The 17,768-nt window shown below is 53.8% G+C and carries 19 protein-coding genes; 11 read left to right on the forward strand and 8 right to left on the reverse strand.

Annotated features, from left to right (window positions below; translation table 11 throughout):
• Positions 1–17 precede the first annotated feature (17 nt).
• From BLW59_RS09415 to BLW59_RS09425, 3 genes are all read right to left on the reverse strand, one after another.
• Positions 18–1,385 (reverse strand): sodium-dependent transporter, encoded by a 1,368-nt coding sequence (locus BLW59_RS09415; protein ID WP_074697589.1) that lies wholly within the window; start codon positions 1,383–1,385, stop codon positions 18–20.
• A gap of 137 nt (positions 1,386–1,522) precedes the next feature.
• A complete protein-coding gene (locus BLW59_RS09420; protein WP_029542561.1) occupies positions 1,523–1,732 on the reverse strand; it encodes a DUF2922 domain-containing protein in 210 nt (69 codons plus the stop codon).
• A 100-nt stretch (positions 1,733–1,832) separates the two neighbouring features.
• Complete coding sequence (locus BLW59_RS09425) at positions 1,833–2,054, reverse strand: DUF1659 domain-containing protein (RefSeq protein ID WP_074697590.1); 222 nt, start codon at positions 2,052–2,054, stop codon at positions 1,833–1,835.
• Positions 2,055–2,220: 166 nt separating this feature from the next.
• On the opposite strand from BLW59_RS09425, the gene mnmE reads away from it, so the two are divergent.
• Positions 2,221–3,603: a tRNA uridine-5-carboxymethylaminomethyl(34) synthesis GTPase MnmE gene (gene mnmE / locus BLW59_RS09430; protein WP_074697591.1), complete on the forward strand. Its 1,383-nt coding sequence runs from the start codon at positions 2,221–2,223 to the stop codon at positions 3,601–3,603.
• Positions 3,604–3,650: 47 nt separating this feature from the next.
• Here mnmE and jag read toward each other — a convergent pair whose 3' ends face one another.
• The 5 genes from jag to rpmH all read right to left on the reverse strand — a co-directional run bounded on the left by jag (position 3,651) and on the right by rpmH (position 5,975).
• The gene (gene jag, locus BLW59_RS09435) at positions 3,651–4,418 is read right to left on the reverse strand and encodes an RNA-binding cell elongation regulator Jag/EloR (protein ID WP_074697592.1); all 768 of its coding nucleotides are present in this window, start codon (positions 4,416–4,418) and stop codon (positions 3,651–3,653) included.
• Entirely contained in the window at positions 4,418–5,113 is a 696-nt protein-coding gene (locus tag BLW59_RS09440; RefSeq protein ID WP_029542552.1) for a YidC/Oxa1 family membrane protein insertase, read from the reverse strand. Before BLW59_RS09440 ends, jag begins: the two co-directional genes overlap by 1 nt.
• 74 nt (positions 5,114–5,187) lie before the next feature.
• On the reverse strand, positions 5,188–5,397 hold the full coding sequence (gene yidD / locus BLW59_RS09445; RefSeq protein ID WP_029542550.1) for a membrane protein insertion efficiency factor YidD: 210 nt from the start codon (positions 5,395–5,397) through the stop codon (positions 5,188–5,190).
• A gap of 4 nt (positions 5,398–5,401) precedes the next feature.
• The gene (gene rnpA / locus BLW59_RS09450; RefSeq protein ID WP_318258471.1) at positions 5,402–5,752 is read right to left on the reverse strand and encodes a ribonuclease P protein component; all 351 of its coding nucleotides are present in this window, start codon (positions 5,750–5,752) and stop codon (positions 5,402–5,404) included.
• Between the two features lie 88 nt (positions 5,753–5,840).
• Complete coding sequence (gene rpmH / locus BLW59_RS09455) at positions 5,841–5,975, reverse strand: 50S ribosomal protein L34 (protein ID WP_014425951.1); 135 nt, start codon at positions 5,973–5,975, stop codon at positions 5,841–5,843.
• A gap of 631 nt (positions 5,976–6,606) precedes the next feature.
• On the opposite strand from rpmH, the gene dnaA reads away from it, so the two are divergent.
• The 10 genes from dnaA (at position 6,607) to BLW59_RS09505 (ending at position 17,767) form a co-directional block, all read left to right on the forward strand.
• Positions 6,607–8,115: a chromosomal replication initiator protein DnaA gene (dnaA, locus tag BLW59_RS09460; protein WP_029542546.1), complete on the forward strand. Its 1,509-nt coding sequence runs from the start codon at positions 6,607–6,609 to the stop codon at positions 8,113–8,115.
• Between the two features lie 315 nt (positions 8,116–8,430).
• Positions 8,431–9,543, forward strand: a complete 1,113-nt coding sequence (gene dnaN, locus BLW59_RS09465; RefSeq protein ID WP_074697593.1) for a DNA polymerase III subunit beta — start codon at positions 8,431–8,433, stop codon at positions 9,541–9,543.
• Between the two features lie 219 nt (positions 9,544–9,762).
• A complete protein-coding gene (locus BLW59_RS09470; protein WP_074697594.1) occupies positions 9,763–9,978 on the forward strand; it encodes an RNA-binding S4 domain-containing protein in 216 nt (71 codons plus the stop codon).
• Between the two features lie 48 nt (positions 9,979–10,026).
• A complete protein-coding gene (recF, locus tag BLW59_RS09475; protein ID WP_074697614.1) occupies positions 10,027–11,157 on the forward strand; it encodes a DNA replication/repair protein RecF in 1,131 nt (376 codons plus the stop codon).
• A gap of 425 nt (positions 11,158–11,582) precedes the next feature.
• A complete protein-coding gene (locus BLW59_RS09480) occupies positions 11,583–12,590 on the forward strand; it encodes a DUF721 domain-containing protein (protein ID WP_029542539.1) in 1,008 nt (335 codons plus the stop codon).
• Between the two features lie 9 nt (positions 12,591–12,599).
• A complete protein-coding gene (gene remB / locus BLW59_RS09485; RefSeq protein ID WP_074697595.1) occupies positions 12,600–12,827 on the forward strand; it encodes an extracellular matrix regulator RemB in 228 nt (75 codons plus the stop codon).
• A gap of 34 nt (positions 12,828–12,861) precedes the next feature.
• A complete protein-coding gene (gene gyrB / locus BLW59_RS09490; RefSeq protein WP_074697596.1) occupies positions 12,862–14,916 on the forward strand; it encodes a DNA topoisomerase (ATP-hydrolyzing) subunit B in 2,055 nt (684 codons plus the stop codon).
• A gap of 216 nt (positions 14,917–15,132) precedes the next feature.
• Positions 15,133–15,837 carry a TerC family protein gene (locus BLW59_RS09495; RefSeq protein ID WP_074697597.1) on the forward strand — a complete coding sequence of 235 codons (705 nt, stop codon included), beginning with the start codon at positions 15,133–15,135 and terminating at the stop codon, positions 15,835–15,837.
• Positions 15,838–16,056: 219 nt separating this feature from the next.
• Positions 16,057–16,926, forward strand: a complete 870-nt coding sequence (htpX, locus tag BLW59_RS09500) for a zinc metalloprotease HtpX (RefSeq protein WP_029542521.1) — start codon at positions 16,057–16,059, stop codon at positions 16,924–16,926.
• A gap of 220 nt (positions 16,927–17,146) precedes the next feature.
• A complete protein-coding gene (locus BLW59_RS09505) occupies positions 17,147–17,767 on the forward strand; it encodes a hypothetical protein (RefSeq protein WP_074697598.1) in 621 nt (206 codons plus the stop codon).
• Position 17,768 lies beyond the last annotated feature (1 nt).

A 17,768-nucleotide genomic window follows, 5' to 3' on the forward strand; every position in this document is an offset into this window, starting at 1 on the left:
AATGAACAGCCGAAACTTTACTTAAAGAACAGCGCGTAATAGCCATTGATAAATATAATCAGCACTAATGCCGGCAGCACATAATTCAGATAAGCCCTGGTCCACGCCGGGAACTTCATCCCGTGGCCCGTATCGGCCTCCTTAATGAAATTATCCCAGCCCCAGCCATACCTGCTGACGCAGAACAGCAGGTAAACCAGCGACCCCAAAGGCAGCACATTGTTGCTGACTAAAAAATCCTCCAAATCCAGCACGCAGGTCCCCGGACCCAGGGGCTGGAAATCCGACAGCACATTGAAGCCAAGAGCGCAGGGCAGGGACAGCAGGAATACCACCAGCATGCCCCAGCGGATGATGATCTTGCGGTCCTTCCGCAAGAGTTCCAGGAAGCAGCAGATGAGATTCTCAAACACCGCAATAACCGTAGACAGAGCCGCAAAGCTCATGAACAGGAAGAACAAAGTCCCCCAGAGCTGCCCCAAAGGCATATTATTGAACACCTGAGGAAGCGTAATGAACAGCAGGTTAGGCCCTGCTGCCGGGCTCACCCCGTAGGCAGCGCAGGCAGGAAAGATGATGAGACCAGCCATGAGAGCCACAGCCGTATCCAGCCCGATAACCCAGGCCGCCTCCCCAGTCAGGCGCTTTTTCTTGCCTATATAGCTGCCGAAGATGGCCAGGGCGCCGATGCCGATAGACAGGGTGAAGAAAGCCTGCCCCATGGCGGCAAAGATCACCTCAGAGAGTCCATGCTCCAGCAGGCGGTTGAAATCAGGATAGAGGTAATAGCGCAGGCCTTCTCCGCCCCCGGGCAGCAGCATGGAATTCACCGCCAGTACCACCATCAGCACCAGCAGGAACATCATCATGGTCTTGGTGATGCGCTCCACGCCAGCCTTGACTCCCAGGTAGCAGACACCGCCCCCCAGAATGACCACCAGAGCCATCCAGGCCGTCATAGTGAGCGGGTCAGAGAGCAGCGCCCCAAAGGCGCCCCCAATGCCATCGGCATCAAGACCAGCCAGGTCCCCGGAACCCATCTTGTAAACGTAGTAGAACATCCACCCCGCCACGGTGGTATAAAACATCATCAGCAGCATATTGCCGGCAATGGCCCCGTATTTATACCAGTGCCACTTGGTCCCCTTGGGCTCCAGAGCGTCAAAGGACAGAGCCGCTGAATGCAGGCTGGCCCGCCCCACAGCAAACTCCGCCACCATGATGGGCAGTCCCAAAAGCGCCAGGAACACCAGATATATCAGCACAAAAGAGGCCCCGCCGTACATGCCCGTGATAAACGGGAACCTCCAAACATTACCCAGACCGATGGCACATCCTGCCGAAACCAGGATGAACCCCAGCCGGGTGGAAAATCCTCTATCCAAAAATAAAACTCCCTTCACACTAATGATTAACGTGGATAGTATAGCATAATCGTGTAACTTTGTACATTAAAGAGAAAAAGCGCCAGACCATTCAGTCTGACGCTCACGAGGGGCCTTTCCTTGCCTATGCTGTTATCTCACTCCAGCTCCAAACGGCTGGCATCGTAGATGTAGGCGTCCTTGATGGCGGTGGCGATTTCGCCGGCGGACTCTACAGCTTTCTTGTCAAGCATGGTCTGCATGACATCCGTGACTTCCTTCCTGGTCAGCCCCTCCTTGGGGTCGTTGAGGCTATAGGTGATGTTGCCGCCTGCTTCCAGGGTGAATACCATTTTCAGCGTCTTCATGGTGCATTTCTCCTTCCTTCACTGATAGATTCTGACTGTGATTCTTGCTGTGAAATCATTGTGTAGTGTGGTGTGAGTCTGGTATACCGGCTTTTGCTGCTCAGCCTGCGATGAGGCTGGCGCTGTCCGTGCGGGACACAGTTCCAAGGATATGGGACTGGAGGCCTGCCAGGGCCTCGCCGATGGCGTAGGCATCATCGTCGGAAAGGGCCGGGCTGATGTGCTGGAAGGTGCGCTGGGCAAAATTGGTCTGGCCGTTCTTGCCGTAGCCGTTCTCCACCTTCAGGATAAGCTTGCTGGTTTCTCCGTTCTTTACTGCCATGATTCATTCTCCTCTCTTTCTCTCTGCAAGGCTTTTTTCTTGCCCCTCACCTATATAAATGGAGGCTGGAGAGGAAAAATTGCCAGCACAGGGAAATTTTTTTGCCCTATTTGAAAAAACTCCAAAGTCTACTATACTAATCTCATAGACTTTGGAGGAATGACTTATGTATAAAGAAGATACCATTGCCGCCATTGCCACTGCCCCCGGGGCAGGCGGCATCGGCATTATCCGCCTCAGCGGGAAAAAGGCCCTGGAGATAGCAGACAAGGTCTTTGTGTCGCCCTCAGGCAAAAAGCCCACTGCCATGGCCGCCTATACCGCCGCCTACGGGAAAATCATCGCCCGGGACGGCAGCCTGATTGACGAGGCCATTGCCCTCATCATGCGCGCGCCTAAAAGCTACACCTGCGAAGATGTGGTGGAGCTGCAGTGCCACGGCGGCCCCATGGCCCTGCGCTCTGTGCTAAGAGCTGTATTCGAGGCCGGGGCGCGACCTGCCGAGCCGGGGGAATTCACCAAGCGTGCTTTCCTCAACGGGCGCCTTGACCTCAGTGAAGCACAGGCGGTCATGGATGTCATCAACGCCAAGACAGACATGGCCCTGCGCCAGGCCACAGGTCACCTCACGGGCAGCTTTTCCAGCGAGCTCCAAAGCTGGCGTAGGGAAATCCTGGGCTTCATCGCCCATCTGGAAGCCCTCATCGACTTCCCGGAGGAGGGAGTGGAGGAAGCAGAGCTGGAAAAAATGCGGGGAGAAATCGAAGGCCTGTCTGCCAAATTCAGCGGTCTTATCTCCACTGCCAGCACAGGGCGCATCCTGCGGGAAGGGCTGATGACCGCCATCATCGGCAAGCCCAACGTGGGCAAGAGCAGCCTCCTGAACGCCCTGCTGCGGGAGGAGCGGGCCATTGTCACGGACATTCCCGGCACCACCCGGGATGCCATCGAGGAATATGCCGACCTTGAGGGCGTGCCCCTGCGCATCATCGACACGGCTGGCATAAGGGAGACCAGCGACACCGTAGAGCAGCTGGGAGTGGAAAAATCCAAGGAGTATATAGAAAAGGCCCAGCTGGTGCTGGCCCTCTTCGACTCCTCCCGTCCTCTGGATAATGAGGATAAAAAAATCCTCTCCCTGCTGCAGAACCAGCAGGCCATTGCCCTGCTGACCAAGAATGATCTGCCAGAGAAACTGAGCGCTGAAGAACTGCAAAAGCGCCTGCCAGAACTGCCCATTATCTCCATCAGCACCAAAGGAGACAAAGACGGCCTTGCCGACCTGGCCCGGTCCGTCCACGCCTTTGTCTTCAAGCATGGCGCCGACCCCCAGGCTGCCTTCCTGCGGGACGAGGAGGAAGCAGAGATCCTCAAAAAAGCCCGCCACCACCTGCAGGAAGCCATCAGCACCATCGATAGTGATATGGGCCTGGACTTCATCTCCATCGACCTGCGCTCCGCCTGGGAAGCCCTGGGAGAACTCACCGGCGAAGCTCTGGGAGACGATATCGTTGACGAGGTATTCAAGCGGTTCTGCATCGGCAAATAGGCAACAAAAAAGCAAGGAGCTTTGACGTCTCCTTGCTTTTCTTATGCTCAATATTCGCGTTCAAACTTGCGCTTGCGCCTGCGGGGCACGATGACCACGTAGCGGCGGGGCTCCTCGCCGGCACTGTAGGTGGACACCTTGCGGTTGTCCTGCAGGGCCGTGTGAATGATCTTGCGCTCGTGGCGGTTCATGGGCTCCAGGTGCACTTCCTGACCGATGCGGCAGGCTTTCTCGGCCAGATGTCCGGCCAGGCGCATGAGGGTTTCCTCACGACGGGAGCGGTAGCCCTCAATATCCAGGATAATGCGGGCATGACCGTCAGTGTGGTCCTTGTTGGCAGCCAGATTAGCCAGGTACTGGATGGCATCCAAAGTCTGTCCATGCTTGCCAATGAGGATGCCCAAACGCTCTCCTGCCAGCTCGTAGACGGTACCGTCCTCATCTTCCCGGCGGAGAATCTGCACGTCTATGTGCATGGACTCAAAGAGCTCCTGCAGGAACTTCTCTCCCCGCTGGAGGGTCACTTCCTCGCTGGGCTCCTTGCTTATATCCACGCCGGAGGCGTACTCATCATCTTCCTGGATCTCCTGTTCCTCTGCCTCCCTCACCACCTCAGCAAAGGGCTTGCCGTAGCCGCCCCCGGTGGAAATAGGCTGGGAAAGCACAGGAGCTGCCTGCGCCTCTACTTTAGGTGCAGGCTCTTCCTTTACCTCCTCAGGAGCGGGAGCAGCGGCGACAGAAATATTTTCCACCTGGGGTGCTTCCGTCTTTTCCTTGCTGCCAAAGAGACTTTTAATAAAATCAAATGCTCCCATCAGGCTTCCTCCTTCGAGCGCACAGCAGCCTTGGCCTTCTCAGCGGGGCCGCCCTCACGATAAATCCACCACTGCTGAAGGATCTGGCAGAGGTTCATTACTACCCAGTAAAGCACCAGGCCGGAGGGGAAGTTCAGGCTGATGAAACCGATGAAGAGAGGCATCACCAGCATCATGATACGCATCTGGGGGTTGCTGGTATCAGAGGTCTGACGAGTCTGATAGAAAGTAGTCAGCACGTTCAGGATGGGCAGGATATAATACGGGTCAGCCTCGGACAAGGAGGGCAGCCAGAGGAACTGGGCTGCATCTGCAGAAGGATATTCCAGATTGTAAAGTGAGTAGTACATACCCATGAGAATGGGCATCTGCACAAGCAGGGGCAGGCAGCCAGCCAAAGGGTTCACCCCGGCGTCCTTATACAAGGCAGCCACTTTCTGCTGCATGACCTGGGGATTGTCCTTGTACTTCTCCTGCAGCTTCTTCAGCTTCGGAGAAAGCTCCTGCATGGCTTTCATGGACTTCACCTGCTTCACCGTCAGGGGGTAGAGCAGGAATTTCACGATAATGGTCAAAAGGATGATGGCATAGCCGTAGCTTACCAGGCCAAAGAGGCTGTTGACGTTATAGAGCCCTCCCAGCACAAACTGCAGCAGGCTCTCAATGGGACTTAAGAGATTCGAGAAAAATTCCAAACAAAATCACGTCCATTCTCATTCGATAGTTAAGGAACTGTTAGTAAATGCCTCACACGCAAGCGGTGGAGGTCTTATGGCACCGGGTCGTAGCCGCCCTCATGCCAGGGATGGCAGCGGCAGATGCGTTTCACCGCCAGCCAGCCGCCCTTCAATGCACCGTATTTCTCAAGGGCAGTCAGGGCGTACTCCGAGCAGGTAGGTACATACCGGCAGGAAGGAGGAAACATGGGCGAAATGAAATTCCTGTAGAACTTCACCAACAGCAAGAGCACAGTCTTCATACTTTTACTCCGTGAGTTTTGCCTTTTTCAGCAGCTTTACCAGCTCCTGTCTTACCTGGGGGCTCTTGGCCTTGACTGTGGCAGCCCGCCCTACCAGCAGGAGAGTCACTCCCTGGGGTATCTTCTCCTGCTCCAGCCGCACAGCCTCACGCAAAAGCCGCTTCACACGGTTTCTCACCGCGGCGCAGCCCAACTTCTTGCCAGCGGCAAATCCCAGATGGTCCTTCTCCCCATGATAGTTATTGAACACATAGAGAATCAGGTAGCGTCCGGCGTAGCTCTTGCCCTTGTGGTAGACCCGCTGGAACTCACTCCTGCGCTTCAGCATGCGCTCTCTTTTCAGTGTCAGTTTCAAAATCCAGGTCTCCCTTATATATAGAAATGGGGAAAATCCCCCGTTAATCAGAAAAAGAGGCCACGAAGTGGCCTCGACTTTGCGTTGCTTAAGCGGAAAGCTTCTTTCTGCCGCGCTGGCGTCTTCTCTTCAGAACGAGACGGCCGCCCTTGGTCTTCATGCGCTCACGGAAGCCATGAGTCTTCTTACGCCAATGGTTGTTCGGCTGGAATGTCATCTTCAATGCAAAACACCTCCTTCACGGAATATCGGAACTGTCCATAAATAAATTTTAGATCTGACTCGTCTAAATCTCCATCTGCGTCGTTATCGTCAGTCGACATAGCACCGCTATGTCTCCTTCCTCCGCCTAGCATATGAAGATTTATCCTTCGTCCCCTCTTAAAATTTATTTATTCCCAGTTCCTTACGTGCATCTATACATAGTGAACGTATGCTAAGTCTATTCAAAATCACAGTTCAATGCACATTATAAATTAGTGAGCTGCCTACTGTCAAGCCTTTCCTGCATTTGTCAAGCATGATTTATAACATATTCCAAGAGAATTATTTTATCTTCCTAAAATATGCCCTGAAGGATAAGAGCACTATATATTGTGGAAAAGTGTAAAACTTTGTGGATAACCGCCTTCTCTTTGTGAATTATCCACAGATTTTAGTGGATTGCCTGTTGATAACTCTATGTCTTTCTGATAAAATAACTGTTGATATTTTGTGGACAGTCCCGTAGGCGATAGCTTGCGGGTCTTTGTGGCTGCTGGGCTTTCCGGCCTGTGCAGAAAGTTATCCACAGGTGTTGATAACCATGTGGATAACATGAATCTTGCTTTTATTATTGAAAGGAAACCATCAGAATGGACAAGACGGAACTCAAGGCCCTCTGGGAGCATATCTTTGCCAAGGCACCGGAGTATTTCTCCATGACCATCTGCAAGCAGTGGCTCTCACCCCTTACGGTGCTCTCCATGGACGAGGAGACGCTGGTCATCGGGGCACGCACGGACTTCACCAGGGACTGGGTAAATGAAAAATACCGCAGCATGCTGGAGGACGTGGTGAAAGATGTCCTGGGTTCCCCCCGCCGCATCAAGATTGAGACCATTCCCAAGGAAGAATGGCTCCGGGAAGCCCAGGAAGAATTGCCGAAAGTAAGAGAGCAGCGGGAGACTCTCCGTCCCAAGGACACCCCGGAGCAGCAGACCCTGGGCTATGCCGAGCCGGTAAGGGTGAAGCTCCCCGGCACTGCTGCCCCTTCACCTGTGGAAATGCCTGTCCCTGCTGCAGAAGCAAAGATTGCTTCTGCCTCTGATGCAGATATGCACCTGATTGCCCCGGGAGATTCTTCCTCTTTGAATCCGAAATACACCTTTGATACCTTCGTCACCGGCGGCTCCAACCGCTTTGCCCATGCGGCAGCCCTGGCAGTAGCGGAGAATCCCGGCAAGGTCTACAACCCCTTCTTCATGTACGGCGGTGTTGGTTTGGGCAAGACCCATCTGATGCACGCCATCGGCAACAGCGTGCTGAAAAGCCATCCCAATATGAGGGTGCTTTACGTCTCCTCCGAGCAGTTCACCAACGAGATCATCCAGAGCATCCAGAAGGGCCAGGCTGAGGCTTTCCGCCAGAAGTACCGCAATATTGATGTGCTGCTGGTTGACGATATCCAGTTCATCAGCGGCAAGACAAGTACTCAGGAGGAGTTCTTCCATACCTTCAACACCCTCCACGATGCCCAGAAGCAGATCATCCTGAGCTCCGACCGTCCGCCCAAAGAGGTGCAGAAACTGGAAGACAGGCTGCGCAGCCGCTTTGAATGGGGCCTCATCACGGATATCCAGGCACCTGACCTGGAAACCCGCATCGCCATCCTCAAGAACAAAGCCATCATCGACCACTTCGATGTGCCCAATGACGTCATGGTCTACATCGCCAGCCGCATTGACAGCAACATCAGAGAGCTGGAAGGCGCTCTCACCCGGGTGGTGGCTTACGCTTCTCTCAATAAGATTCCCATCACCACTGAGGTGGTGGCCGCCGCCCTCAAGGATGTCTTCCCCCAGGGTGCCTCCAAGGAAATCACCATGGAGATCATCGAGAGCATCGTAGCCAGCTATTTCAAAGTAACTGTGGAAGACCTGCACTCCAAGAAGCGCAGCCGCAATATCGCCTTCCCCCGCCAGATTGCCATGTACCTCTGCCGTGAGCTGACGGAAACCAGCCTCCCCCAGATCGGCAACTTCTTCGGCGGCCGCGACCACACCACTGTTCTCCACGCCTGTGACAAGATCTCCAAGGACAAGGAGACTGAGGTGAAGCTGGCCAACACTATCACTGAGCTTATCGAGGAGATACAGAAGTAGGAGCCAGCACCTGTTGATAACTCCGTTGATTATCCCTGTATATTTCTGTGAGCAAATTGTGGATAACTGCCTTTTCCTCTTTTCCCTGTGAGTATGTGGATAACCTGGAACAAAACTCCCACAGCTTTATCAACAGTGGAAATGTGCATAAGCTATAGGGCTCCTGCCACTTATCCACCTATCCACAGGCCCTACTACTACGACGGCTATTTAAAATATAAATCTATAAGTATTAACTAAACCACGGGGGCCCCTTGCAAGGTCAGGCCCCTTTTCTCATTTCATGAACCATTTTCAAAAGAGAAAGGAACGCCCATGAAAATCACCTGTGCCAAGAACGAACTCTTAAGCTCCCTCCGTTTTGCCTCCAAAGCCATTGCCTCCAAGCCACAGACTCCCCTTTTGTCAGCTCTTTATCTGAAAGCTGAAGGGGACACGGCAGAAGTCCATGGCAACAACAATGAGACAGGCCTTATCTCCAAGTTCCATGTTGAGATAGAAAAACCTGGTGAGATCGCCATCACTGGCAGGTATTTCCAGGAGGTAGTCACGAAACTACCAGGTGAAGAAGTCACCATTGATTATGATACAACCAAGAAAGTAGCTCACATCACCTCTGCTCAGGCAGACTTCCGCCTGCTCTCCATGGATGCCAGATCATATCCTACGGTCAAGCATTTCGAAGGAAATCTCAGCTTCACCGTCAAGGACAATGTCCTCCGGGAAGCAATCAAGAAGACGGTTTTCGCCTGCGCAACTGACCCGAACCGCCCGCTTTTCACAGGCGTTTCTGTTCAGGTACGTCAGGACAAGGTCATCTGGGCTGCCACCAACAGCCATCGCCTGGCTGTGAACACCATGCATCTTGATGATCCTACTACTTCCATCAATATGATTGTTCCCGGCAGGTTCCTGCAGGATGTCTACCACAATCTGACCAGCGAAGTACCCATTGATGTGAAGGTCACCTGCTCTTACAACTCCATGAGCTTTGAATTTGAGAACGTGTTCATGACCACCCGCCTGCTGGAAGGTGCTTTCCCTGACTTCAACCGGGTCATTCCCGCTGAATTCGAGACGAAGGTCCATCTGGACACAGCTGACTTCCGGGCTGCTGTGGACAGGGTTTCCCTCATTGCCCGTTCTTCCGAGTACAATATCATTTTGCTGGACTTCGAAAATGACAAGGTGCTGATTTCCTCCGTGAACCAGGAGGTCGGCCAGGCCAATGAGGATGTGGCAGCTCAGATTGACGGGCCCAATATCTCCATTGCCTTCAATTCACAGTACATCGTGGATGCCTTGAAGAATATTGACAGCAAGACCATCACCTTCTGCATGAATCAGCCGCTGACGGCTGCACGGATTATTGAGGATGGGGTGGAGGATTTCGTTTATGTTGTCACTCCTGTGAGGACGGCAAGGTAACGAGTTGAAATTACCTCCACCGTGAAACGGGGGAGGGGGACCGCCGTTAGGCGGTGGAAGGGGCGATTTCGAGGGCAAACTTATCGACCTCTAGCCCCCCTTCCGTCAGCCTTCGGCTGCCACCTTCCCCGTAAACGGGGCAGGTATTGTCTACTAATTTCGCTTGTCATACTAAGGGCAGTTATAATCGTTATGGCAATTCTACAAGGAGATAATCTTATGCAAGATATTACTATCGAAACTGAGGAGATTCAGCTGGACCAGTTCTTGAAGTGGGCTGGGGTTCTGTCCTCTGGGGGCGAACTCAAGGGTCTGCTGGCTGAGGGGCTGGTTTATCGGAACGGGGAGAAGGAGTCTGCCCGGAGGCGGAAGCTGAAGGCTGGGGACGTAATCGAAATCAAGGACATGGGTGCATGGAGAGTGTGCAGGGGTTAACAGGCATTATCAGTGCCTTGCATATTTATGCAGAAAGGCGGTTTTTATATGCTGGTGGAATCCTTGCAGCTGAGGCAGTTCAGGAATTATGAGTCCCTGGACTTCAAGTTCCCTGAGGGCATTACGGTCTTTATCGGTCAGAATGCCCAGGGGAAGACAAATATCCTGGAGGCTGTTTACTATGCTTCCCTGGCCAAGTCACACCGCACCGGCAGGGATGCGGAGCTCATCCGCTGGGACAGCCAGCAGGGGGCGGTGCGGCTGGGGTTCTCCCGTCTGGGGGTGGGCAATACCATCGAGCTGAGGTTCAGCCGGGTGAAGCGCCGCCAGATGATGCTGAACAGCCATGTGGTCACTCCCAAGACTTTGGTGGGGAGCCTTACCACGGTGCTTTTCTCTCCCGAGGACTTATATCTGGTAAAGGGCGCGCCACAGCTCAGGCGTGCCTTTCTTGATACGGAAATAAGCCAGACCAGTCCTGCCTATTACCGGGAGATGAACAAATACGGACGCCTTATCACCCAGCGGAACAACCTCTTGAAGAAAATCCGTGAGGGGCAGGCGGGCAGGGATATGCTGGAGCTCTGGGATGTGCAGCTGGCCGAAAGCGCCGCCAAGATCACCGCCAAGCGCATAGAAGCTGTGAACCGCCTGGCGATGCTCTCCCGTCTCATGCAAAGGCGCATCTCAGGGGCTCTGGAGAGCCTGGAGGTGAGCTACGACCTTCACGCACCATCTGGTGAGGGCGGGCCGTCTCTCACGGCTGGAAAGGTGACAGAGGGGCTGGTTCCGTGGTATAATGAAATGCTGAACAAGCGTCATGAGCTGGATATCATTCGCGGTGTCACCAGCGTAGGACCGCACCGTGATGACTTGAAAATGGCTGTCAACGGCGTTGACCTGCGCACCTATGGGTCACAGGGGCAGCAGAGGACGGGTGCGCTGGCTTTGAAGCTGTCGGAACTGGAATTCATCCGGGGTGAGACAGGTGCCTATCCTGTGCTGCTGCTGGATGATGTGATGAGTGAGCTTGATCCTTCACGCAGGAAGGAACTTTTGCTGTTTTTGCAGCGGGAGAGGATACAGACGATTATTACGGCTACTGATAGGGCTTACTTTCCTGGGGAAAAGATAGGTGCGTTCTTCTCAGTTCGCCAAGGGAATGTTTGCCCTCTGTGAGTAGGTTTTACTTAACTATTTAATGCCGTCTGTTCATTTTCTCTGACGCAGAGAAAACGAACAAAAGGTAAACATGCCGGTGGCATGTTTACGCGGACTGAAATCACATCCTATGATTTCCGCGTCCGCGGGGCCCATCCATGGGCCCTATGGTTCGATTGGTTTGATTGGCTTTAGGTTGGTATTGATTTTATTGGGCGATAATGCAATGGGAGGTTTTACCTGCCCCGTGAAACGGGGAAGGGGGACCACCGAAGGTGGTGGAAGGGGCGAAAAGCGCAACTTCTCTTATCTCCCCTTTCCGTCATCCTTCGGCTGCCACCCCCAGGGAGCACACCGGGCTCCCGCGCTTACGCGCCCCCCGCAAGCGGTGGAGGTAAAGACTGCTTTTCAGTTCGTTTTCTGAATGTAAGGGGGAACGAAAGGTGCAGAAGAAACATGACACGCGTCGTACCCCCTGGCTGGAGAAGGCTGATAAGGTTATTCCCCGCTGGGTTAGGGGCAAAGGACCGGAGTTTGAGATGGAGTACCGCAGGCGGTGGGTTTTGGCTTATTGGCGGGATATTGTGGGGGATACTATTTCCCGCAATGTGGAGCTTATGGGGATTCGGAAGAAAACCTTGCTTTACTACTGCTCAAGCCCTGCCTGGAATAACGAGATGCGGCTGCTGATGCCTCAGATTGTGGACAAGATGAACCGTTTTGCCGGCTGTGAGGTCATCAGGGAGGTGCGGGCCACTCCCCGCTGGGAAAAGCCTGAGGCGGGGGATGTGTTGTCCTTCAGGGCCTGGCTCAGGCAGGAGGAAGAAAAGATTCCGGATTTCCGCAAGGAGCGGGAGAAAACCTTGCTTTCCCGTGAGGAGGAGCAGGGGGCAAAGGACCTTGAGACTTCCTCTGAGGACAGTGAGCTGGGGAATCTCTTGGGGAGAATCTACCGCAAGAACCTGCAGCTGCGCAAAGTGCAGGCAAATCATGGCTGGCTGCCCTGCGCTGACTGCGGCTCTCTGACAGAGCCGCGGAAGGGCGAAGAGACCGTCTGTCCTGCTTGCCGCAGCAGGCGGGCTGAGAAGCGCCGTGAGGCCATCAGGCAGGTACTCAGGGATATGCCCTGGGCCAGGACCAAGGAGGTGGCTGAGTTCGTGCCTGAGGTCACTCCCAAGGAAGTTTCCGAGCAGCGGGCCATGATGGTGCAGCAGCTGGCGGCAGAAGTTGATGTGGAAGACCGCAAGAGCCTCAAGGCCATGCAGCTGGTAATGCTGTTCAAGGTATTGCCACCGGAGCAATTGACCGAGGACAATGTGGAGCGTGCCATGTACGCCCTGCGCTTCAGTCTTAACAGGCCAAAGGATTACGTGATGCCCAAGCGGTATAGCAAGATCAAGCTGGGAAAAGAAGGGAAAAAGGCTCAGAATGCCTTCATCAACAGAAATTGAGGTATCATCATGTTCCTGCACTTAGGCTCAGGCCACTCTGTACGAACCAAAGATATCATCGCAATCTTTGATTACGCCCTTTTGGAAAATGGACTGTCGGGCAGGAAAATCGTTTCCTGCCTGGAAGACGGCGAGGACAGCGCCAAGTCTGCTGTGCTCACGGACAAGGCGGTTTATTTATCCGCTATTTCAGCGCTGACTTTGAAAAAAAGATCTTCACTCAATACTTTTATATAGATTTATATAGATTTTTGCATGATAGGAGAATGACATGGCTGAGGAAAAGAACCTTACGGAGTCTGAGCAGATTGCTCTGAACGCCATTGAGGAATTGCAGCAGGAGCCTGCTCCTGACACTGCCGGGATTGAAATCCATACGTCTGAGGATGCGGCAGAGGTGACTGCCGTGGACGCTGACTACGGCGCCGACCAGATTCAGATCCTGGAGGGCCTGGAGGCTGTCAGGAAGCGCCCGGGTATGTATATCGGCTCCACCTCAGAGCGGGGCCTGCACCATCTGGTCTATGAGGTGGTGGACAACTCCATCGACGAGGCTCTGGCTGGTTTCTGCACCCATATCGAGGTCACCATCCATCAGGACAACTCCATCACCGTCACGGACAATGGCCGCGGCATTCCCGTGGATATGCATGAGTCCGGCAAGCCGGCGGTAGAAGTGGTGCTGACGGTGCTGCACGCAGGCGGCAAGTTCGGCGGGGACGGCTACAAGGTCTCCGGCGGCCTTCACGGCGTGGGCGTGTCCGTCGTCAACGCCCTTTCCACTTCCATGGATGTGCAGGTGAAGCGCGACGGCCTGATCCAGGAAATTTCCTTCAAGCGCGGTGCCACCGCCCAGTCTCTCCATCAGGTAGGCACTCTGGCTGAGGGCGAGGAAACTGGTACCCGTGTGCATTTCGTGCCTGACCCGGAAATCTTCACCGTCACCACCTACAACTACGATACACTCAAGCACCGTCTGCGGGAGCTGGCTTTCCTGAACCACGGCATCACTATCAAGCTCACCGATGAGCGCCTGAATGCTGAGGGACAGGGCAGGGAGAACACCTTCCACTTCGAGGGGGGCATTTCTTCCTTCGTGGAGCACCTGAACCGCAAAAAGGAAAAGCTCAATCCCACCCCCATCTACTTCAACGGCATCAAAGACGATACCGTGGTAGAGATTGCGCTCCAGTACAATGACACCTATCAGGAGAACATCTTCTCCTTCGTCAACAACATCAACACCGAGGAGGGCGGCACCCATCTGGCAGGCTTCAAGCTGGCCCTGACCCGTGCTGCCAATGACTTTGCCCGCAAGCAGAATATGCTGAAGGAAAAGGACGGCAACCTCTCCGGCGATGACGTACGCGAGGGACTTACCGCCGTTATTTCTCTTAAAATCCGTGAGCCCCAGTTCGAGGGCCAGACCAAGACCAAGCTGGGCAACAGCGAGGTCCGCGGCATCGTGGATTCCATCGTCACCGAGGGCCTGTCCGAATACTTCGAGGAAAATCCTGCCGTCACCAAGAAAATCATGGAAAAGGCCATTGCCGCCAGCCACACCCGTGAGGCTGTACGCAAGGCCAGGGAGCTGGCCCGCCGCAAGAATGCCCTGGATTCCATTTCCAGCCTTCCCGGCAAGCTGGCCGACTGCTCCGTGAAGGACCCTGACCAGGCGGAAATCTATCTGGTAGAGGGTGACTCCGCAGGCGGCTCCGCAAAGCAAGGTAGAGACCGCCGCTTCCAGGCCATCCTGCCCCTGCGCGGCAAGATCCTCAACGTGGAGAAGGCCCGTCTGGACAAAATCTACAAGAACGCCGAAATCGGCACCATGATCACCGCTTTCGGCACCGGCATGAGCGACGACTTCAACCTGGCCAAGCGCCGCTACGGCAAGATCATCATCATGACAGATGCGGACGTGGACGGCGCCCATATCCGCACCCTGCTGCTGACCTTCCTCTACCGCTACATGAAGCCCCTCATCGAGCACGGCCATGTCTACATAGCACAGCCGCCCCTCTACCAGATCCGCAAGGGCAAGAAGCACTGGTACACCTACAGCGATGAGGAGCTGGCCAAGAAGCTCTCAGAAGTGGGCCGCGAAGGCGCCACCGTCCAGCGCTACAAGGGTCTTGGTGAGATGAACCCCGAGCAGCTCTGGGAAACCACCATGGACCCAGCCACCCGCACCATGCTCAGAGTGGACATGGAGGACGCAGAAGAAGCAGACGAGCTCTTCACCATCCTCATGGGGGACAAGGTTGAGCCACGCCGCCAGTTCATCGAGGAAAATGCGAAGCTGGTCAAGAACCTGGATATCTAAGTTATCAGATTTTCCTTGTGTTTTTCAGTTGGTTGTGCTATATTATCCCTATAATCCCACAAGGGGAGTAGCTGAACTGCTTTTATCGTCAATACGAAGATGATTCTTCCGGTAGGGCAGGCTATCATTAGCAAGCAAGACCTTGTTCCGGGGCGTTTTCGCCTTGGAACAAGGTCTTTTCTAGTATTTTGGAGAATATTTAGGAGGAGTGGTTTGATGGAAAGTTTATTTGCTGGGATGTTTTCCCCGGAGTGGTTTGCGGCTTTGTCTGGTATTATCCTGCTGGATTTGATTCTCTCTGGTGACAATGCCATCCTCATTGCTCTGGCTTGCAAGAACTTGCCGGAGCATAATCGTGGCAAGGCTATCCTGGTGGGCGGCATGGGGGCCGTGGGTATCCGCATTGTCTGCACTCTGTTTGCCACGGGGCTGCTGGCTCTGCCGTATCTGGAATTCGTGGGCGGTGCTTTGCTGCTTTACATTGCGGTGAAGCTCTTGGTGGACCACAAGGGGGAGGACAAGGCAGAGGCGCCTGCTTCTTTCTGGGCGGCTATCCGCACTATCCTGATTGCGGACTTTGTCATGAGCATTGACAATGTGCTGTCTTTGGCAGGGGTGGCCAATACGGTGCCGGAGGGCAAGTGGAGCCTGATTATCGTGGGGCTCTTGATTTCCATTCCCATCGTGCTCTTTGGGGCACAGTTCTTCCTGCTGCTCATGAAGAAGATTCCGGCGCTGGTGTATGCCGGCGCGGCGCTGCTGGGCTTTACGGCTGCCAAGCTCATGGTGGCTGATAAGGGGCTGGGTGCAGGGCTTGAGCCGTATAGTCTCTTTATGGAAGTCGGGTTTGTGGTGCTGGTGCTGGGCTTGGGGTACTGGCTTAACCATAGGAGCAAAGGGGAGGCTGCTAAGGAAGGGTGAAGCAAATGGTTGACTTTTCTGGCTGATTTTTGTAAAATTAAGCTATAGTTGTTGACTTTTTGACTTTTATTTAAGCTTCGGCTGTTCATTTTCTTTGGCGCAAAGAAAACGAACCAAAAGAAAACGCGGCCTTGCCTTTCATCCATGAAAGCCAACGGCCGCGGGACGCCCATCCATGGGCTGAAGTTTGAGATATCTTTGGATTTAGGAGGGATTGTAATGAATACCATTAAGACGGCGGCTTTGATGGCTCTTTTGATGGCTTTGATGATGGCTATTGGCGGGGCTGTTGGTGGCAAGGGGGGCATGACTATTGCTCTTATCTTGGCCCTGGTGTTCAATTTTGGTACTTACTGGTTCTGCGATACTATGGTTTTGAAATCTTATGGGGCAGAGCCTATTGAGAGGGAGCAAGCTCCTGAGCTTTATGGGCTGGTGGAGAAGCTGGCGGCTAATGCTGAGCTGCCTATGCCACGGGTGGCTATTATCAATAGCGATGTGCCCAATGCTTTTGCTACGGGGCGCAACCCGGATAACGCAGTGGTGGCGGTTACTACCGGCATCATGCGTACTTTGAATTACGAGGAGCTTTCCGGCGTTATCGGACATGAGCTGGCTCATGTGAAGCATAGGGATATCCTGATTTCCACCATTGCGGCTACCATGGCTTCGGTCATCACTTATGTGGCCAATATGCTCCAGTGGGCGGCTATTTTCGGCAGCAGCAACAGCGATGATGAGGATAATGGGGGCGGCTTCATCGGCATGATTGCCACTATTATCCTGGCTCCCATTGCCGCCAGCCTTATCCAGATGGCTATTTCCCGTTCCCGGGAGTATGATGCGGACAAGACCGGCGCAGAGATTTGCGGCAATCCGAATTATCTGGCCAACGGCCTGGAGAAGATTGAGTACTATGCTACTCATGCCGCAGCTATGCCTCAGGCCACCCAGGCTACGGCCCACATGTTCATCATCAACCCCCTGAAGGGCGCAGGCAAGATGCTCCAGGGCCTCTTCTCCACTCATCCTGATACACAGGAGAGAATCGCAAGGCTCAGGCAGCAGGCTGCCCTGATGCGTCTTTAATATGTTTTTCAGCCCCCGGCAGATATTTTGCCGGGGGTTTTAATGCGCCTTTAATAACCAGATGATATAATGCCCTTGCTGCCAGATGGCAATGATTTTCTTTATCTTTATTTTTGTTTTCAGTTTTACCAGATGACACAGCAAAGGAGCAGAAGATGATGTACTACAGGATTTATTGGGAAGCAAAGCGGCTGGCATTTGATGTGAGGGGGCGGGTGAGATGAAGTCTCTCATGTGGCTTATGGGCGCCCTGATGATGGTGGCGGCTTTTTTGTTCAATCATGGCAATCTATCCCTGCATGGGAATAATGAGTTGGAGCATGATGATTTTTCCACCCTTTGGTACCCCCTGGAAATCAGCATGGATGGCGGCGAAAAGGAGTTTTATATGGACATTCCCGCCAAGGTAAGTGACCGTTCTCTTAATGCCAGGGATACGGCCTTCCGCCAGGCTGACCTTTACCAGGCCAAGGGTTCTAAGCTGATTGCCTATGTGATACATGGGGAGAAGAATGACCCACGTGGCGAGGAGGATACGGTGGGACATTTCTTCACCCCTGAGGGACTGAATTCTGCCTTTGGGCTTGAGGACGCCAATCCTGTGGTGGAGAAGGAGGAGAAATTAGAGCTCCATGAGGTGCCTTTCTACTCGGTACAGGAAAAGGTAGACAGGAAAGACGGCGGCCAGCTGTCGGCCCAGATGCTGGCCCTTAACATAGTGGGGGGCGACGGGGACGTTTTCTTCGTCTGCCTGCTGTGGGATGATGAGGATGAAGAGAGCCGGGATATGAAGGAAAAATGCCTGGATTCCCTGGGATTTTATACCATAGAGAGAGGTTGAC

The sequence above is a fragment of the Selenomonas sp. KH1T6 genome (genome assembly GCF_900108415.1).
Classification (GTDB): domain Bacteria; phylum Bacillota; class Negativicutes; order Selenomonadales; family Selenomonadaceae; genus Selenomonas_B; species Selenomonas_B ruminantium_A.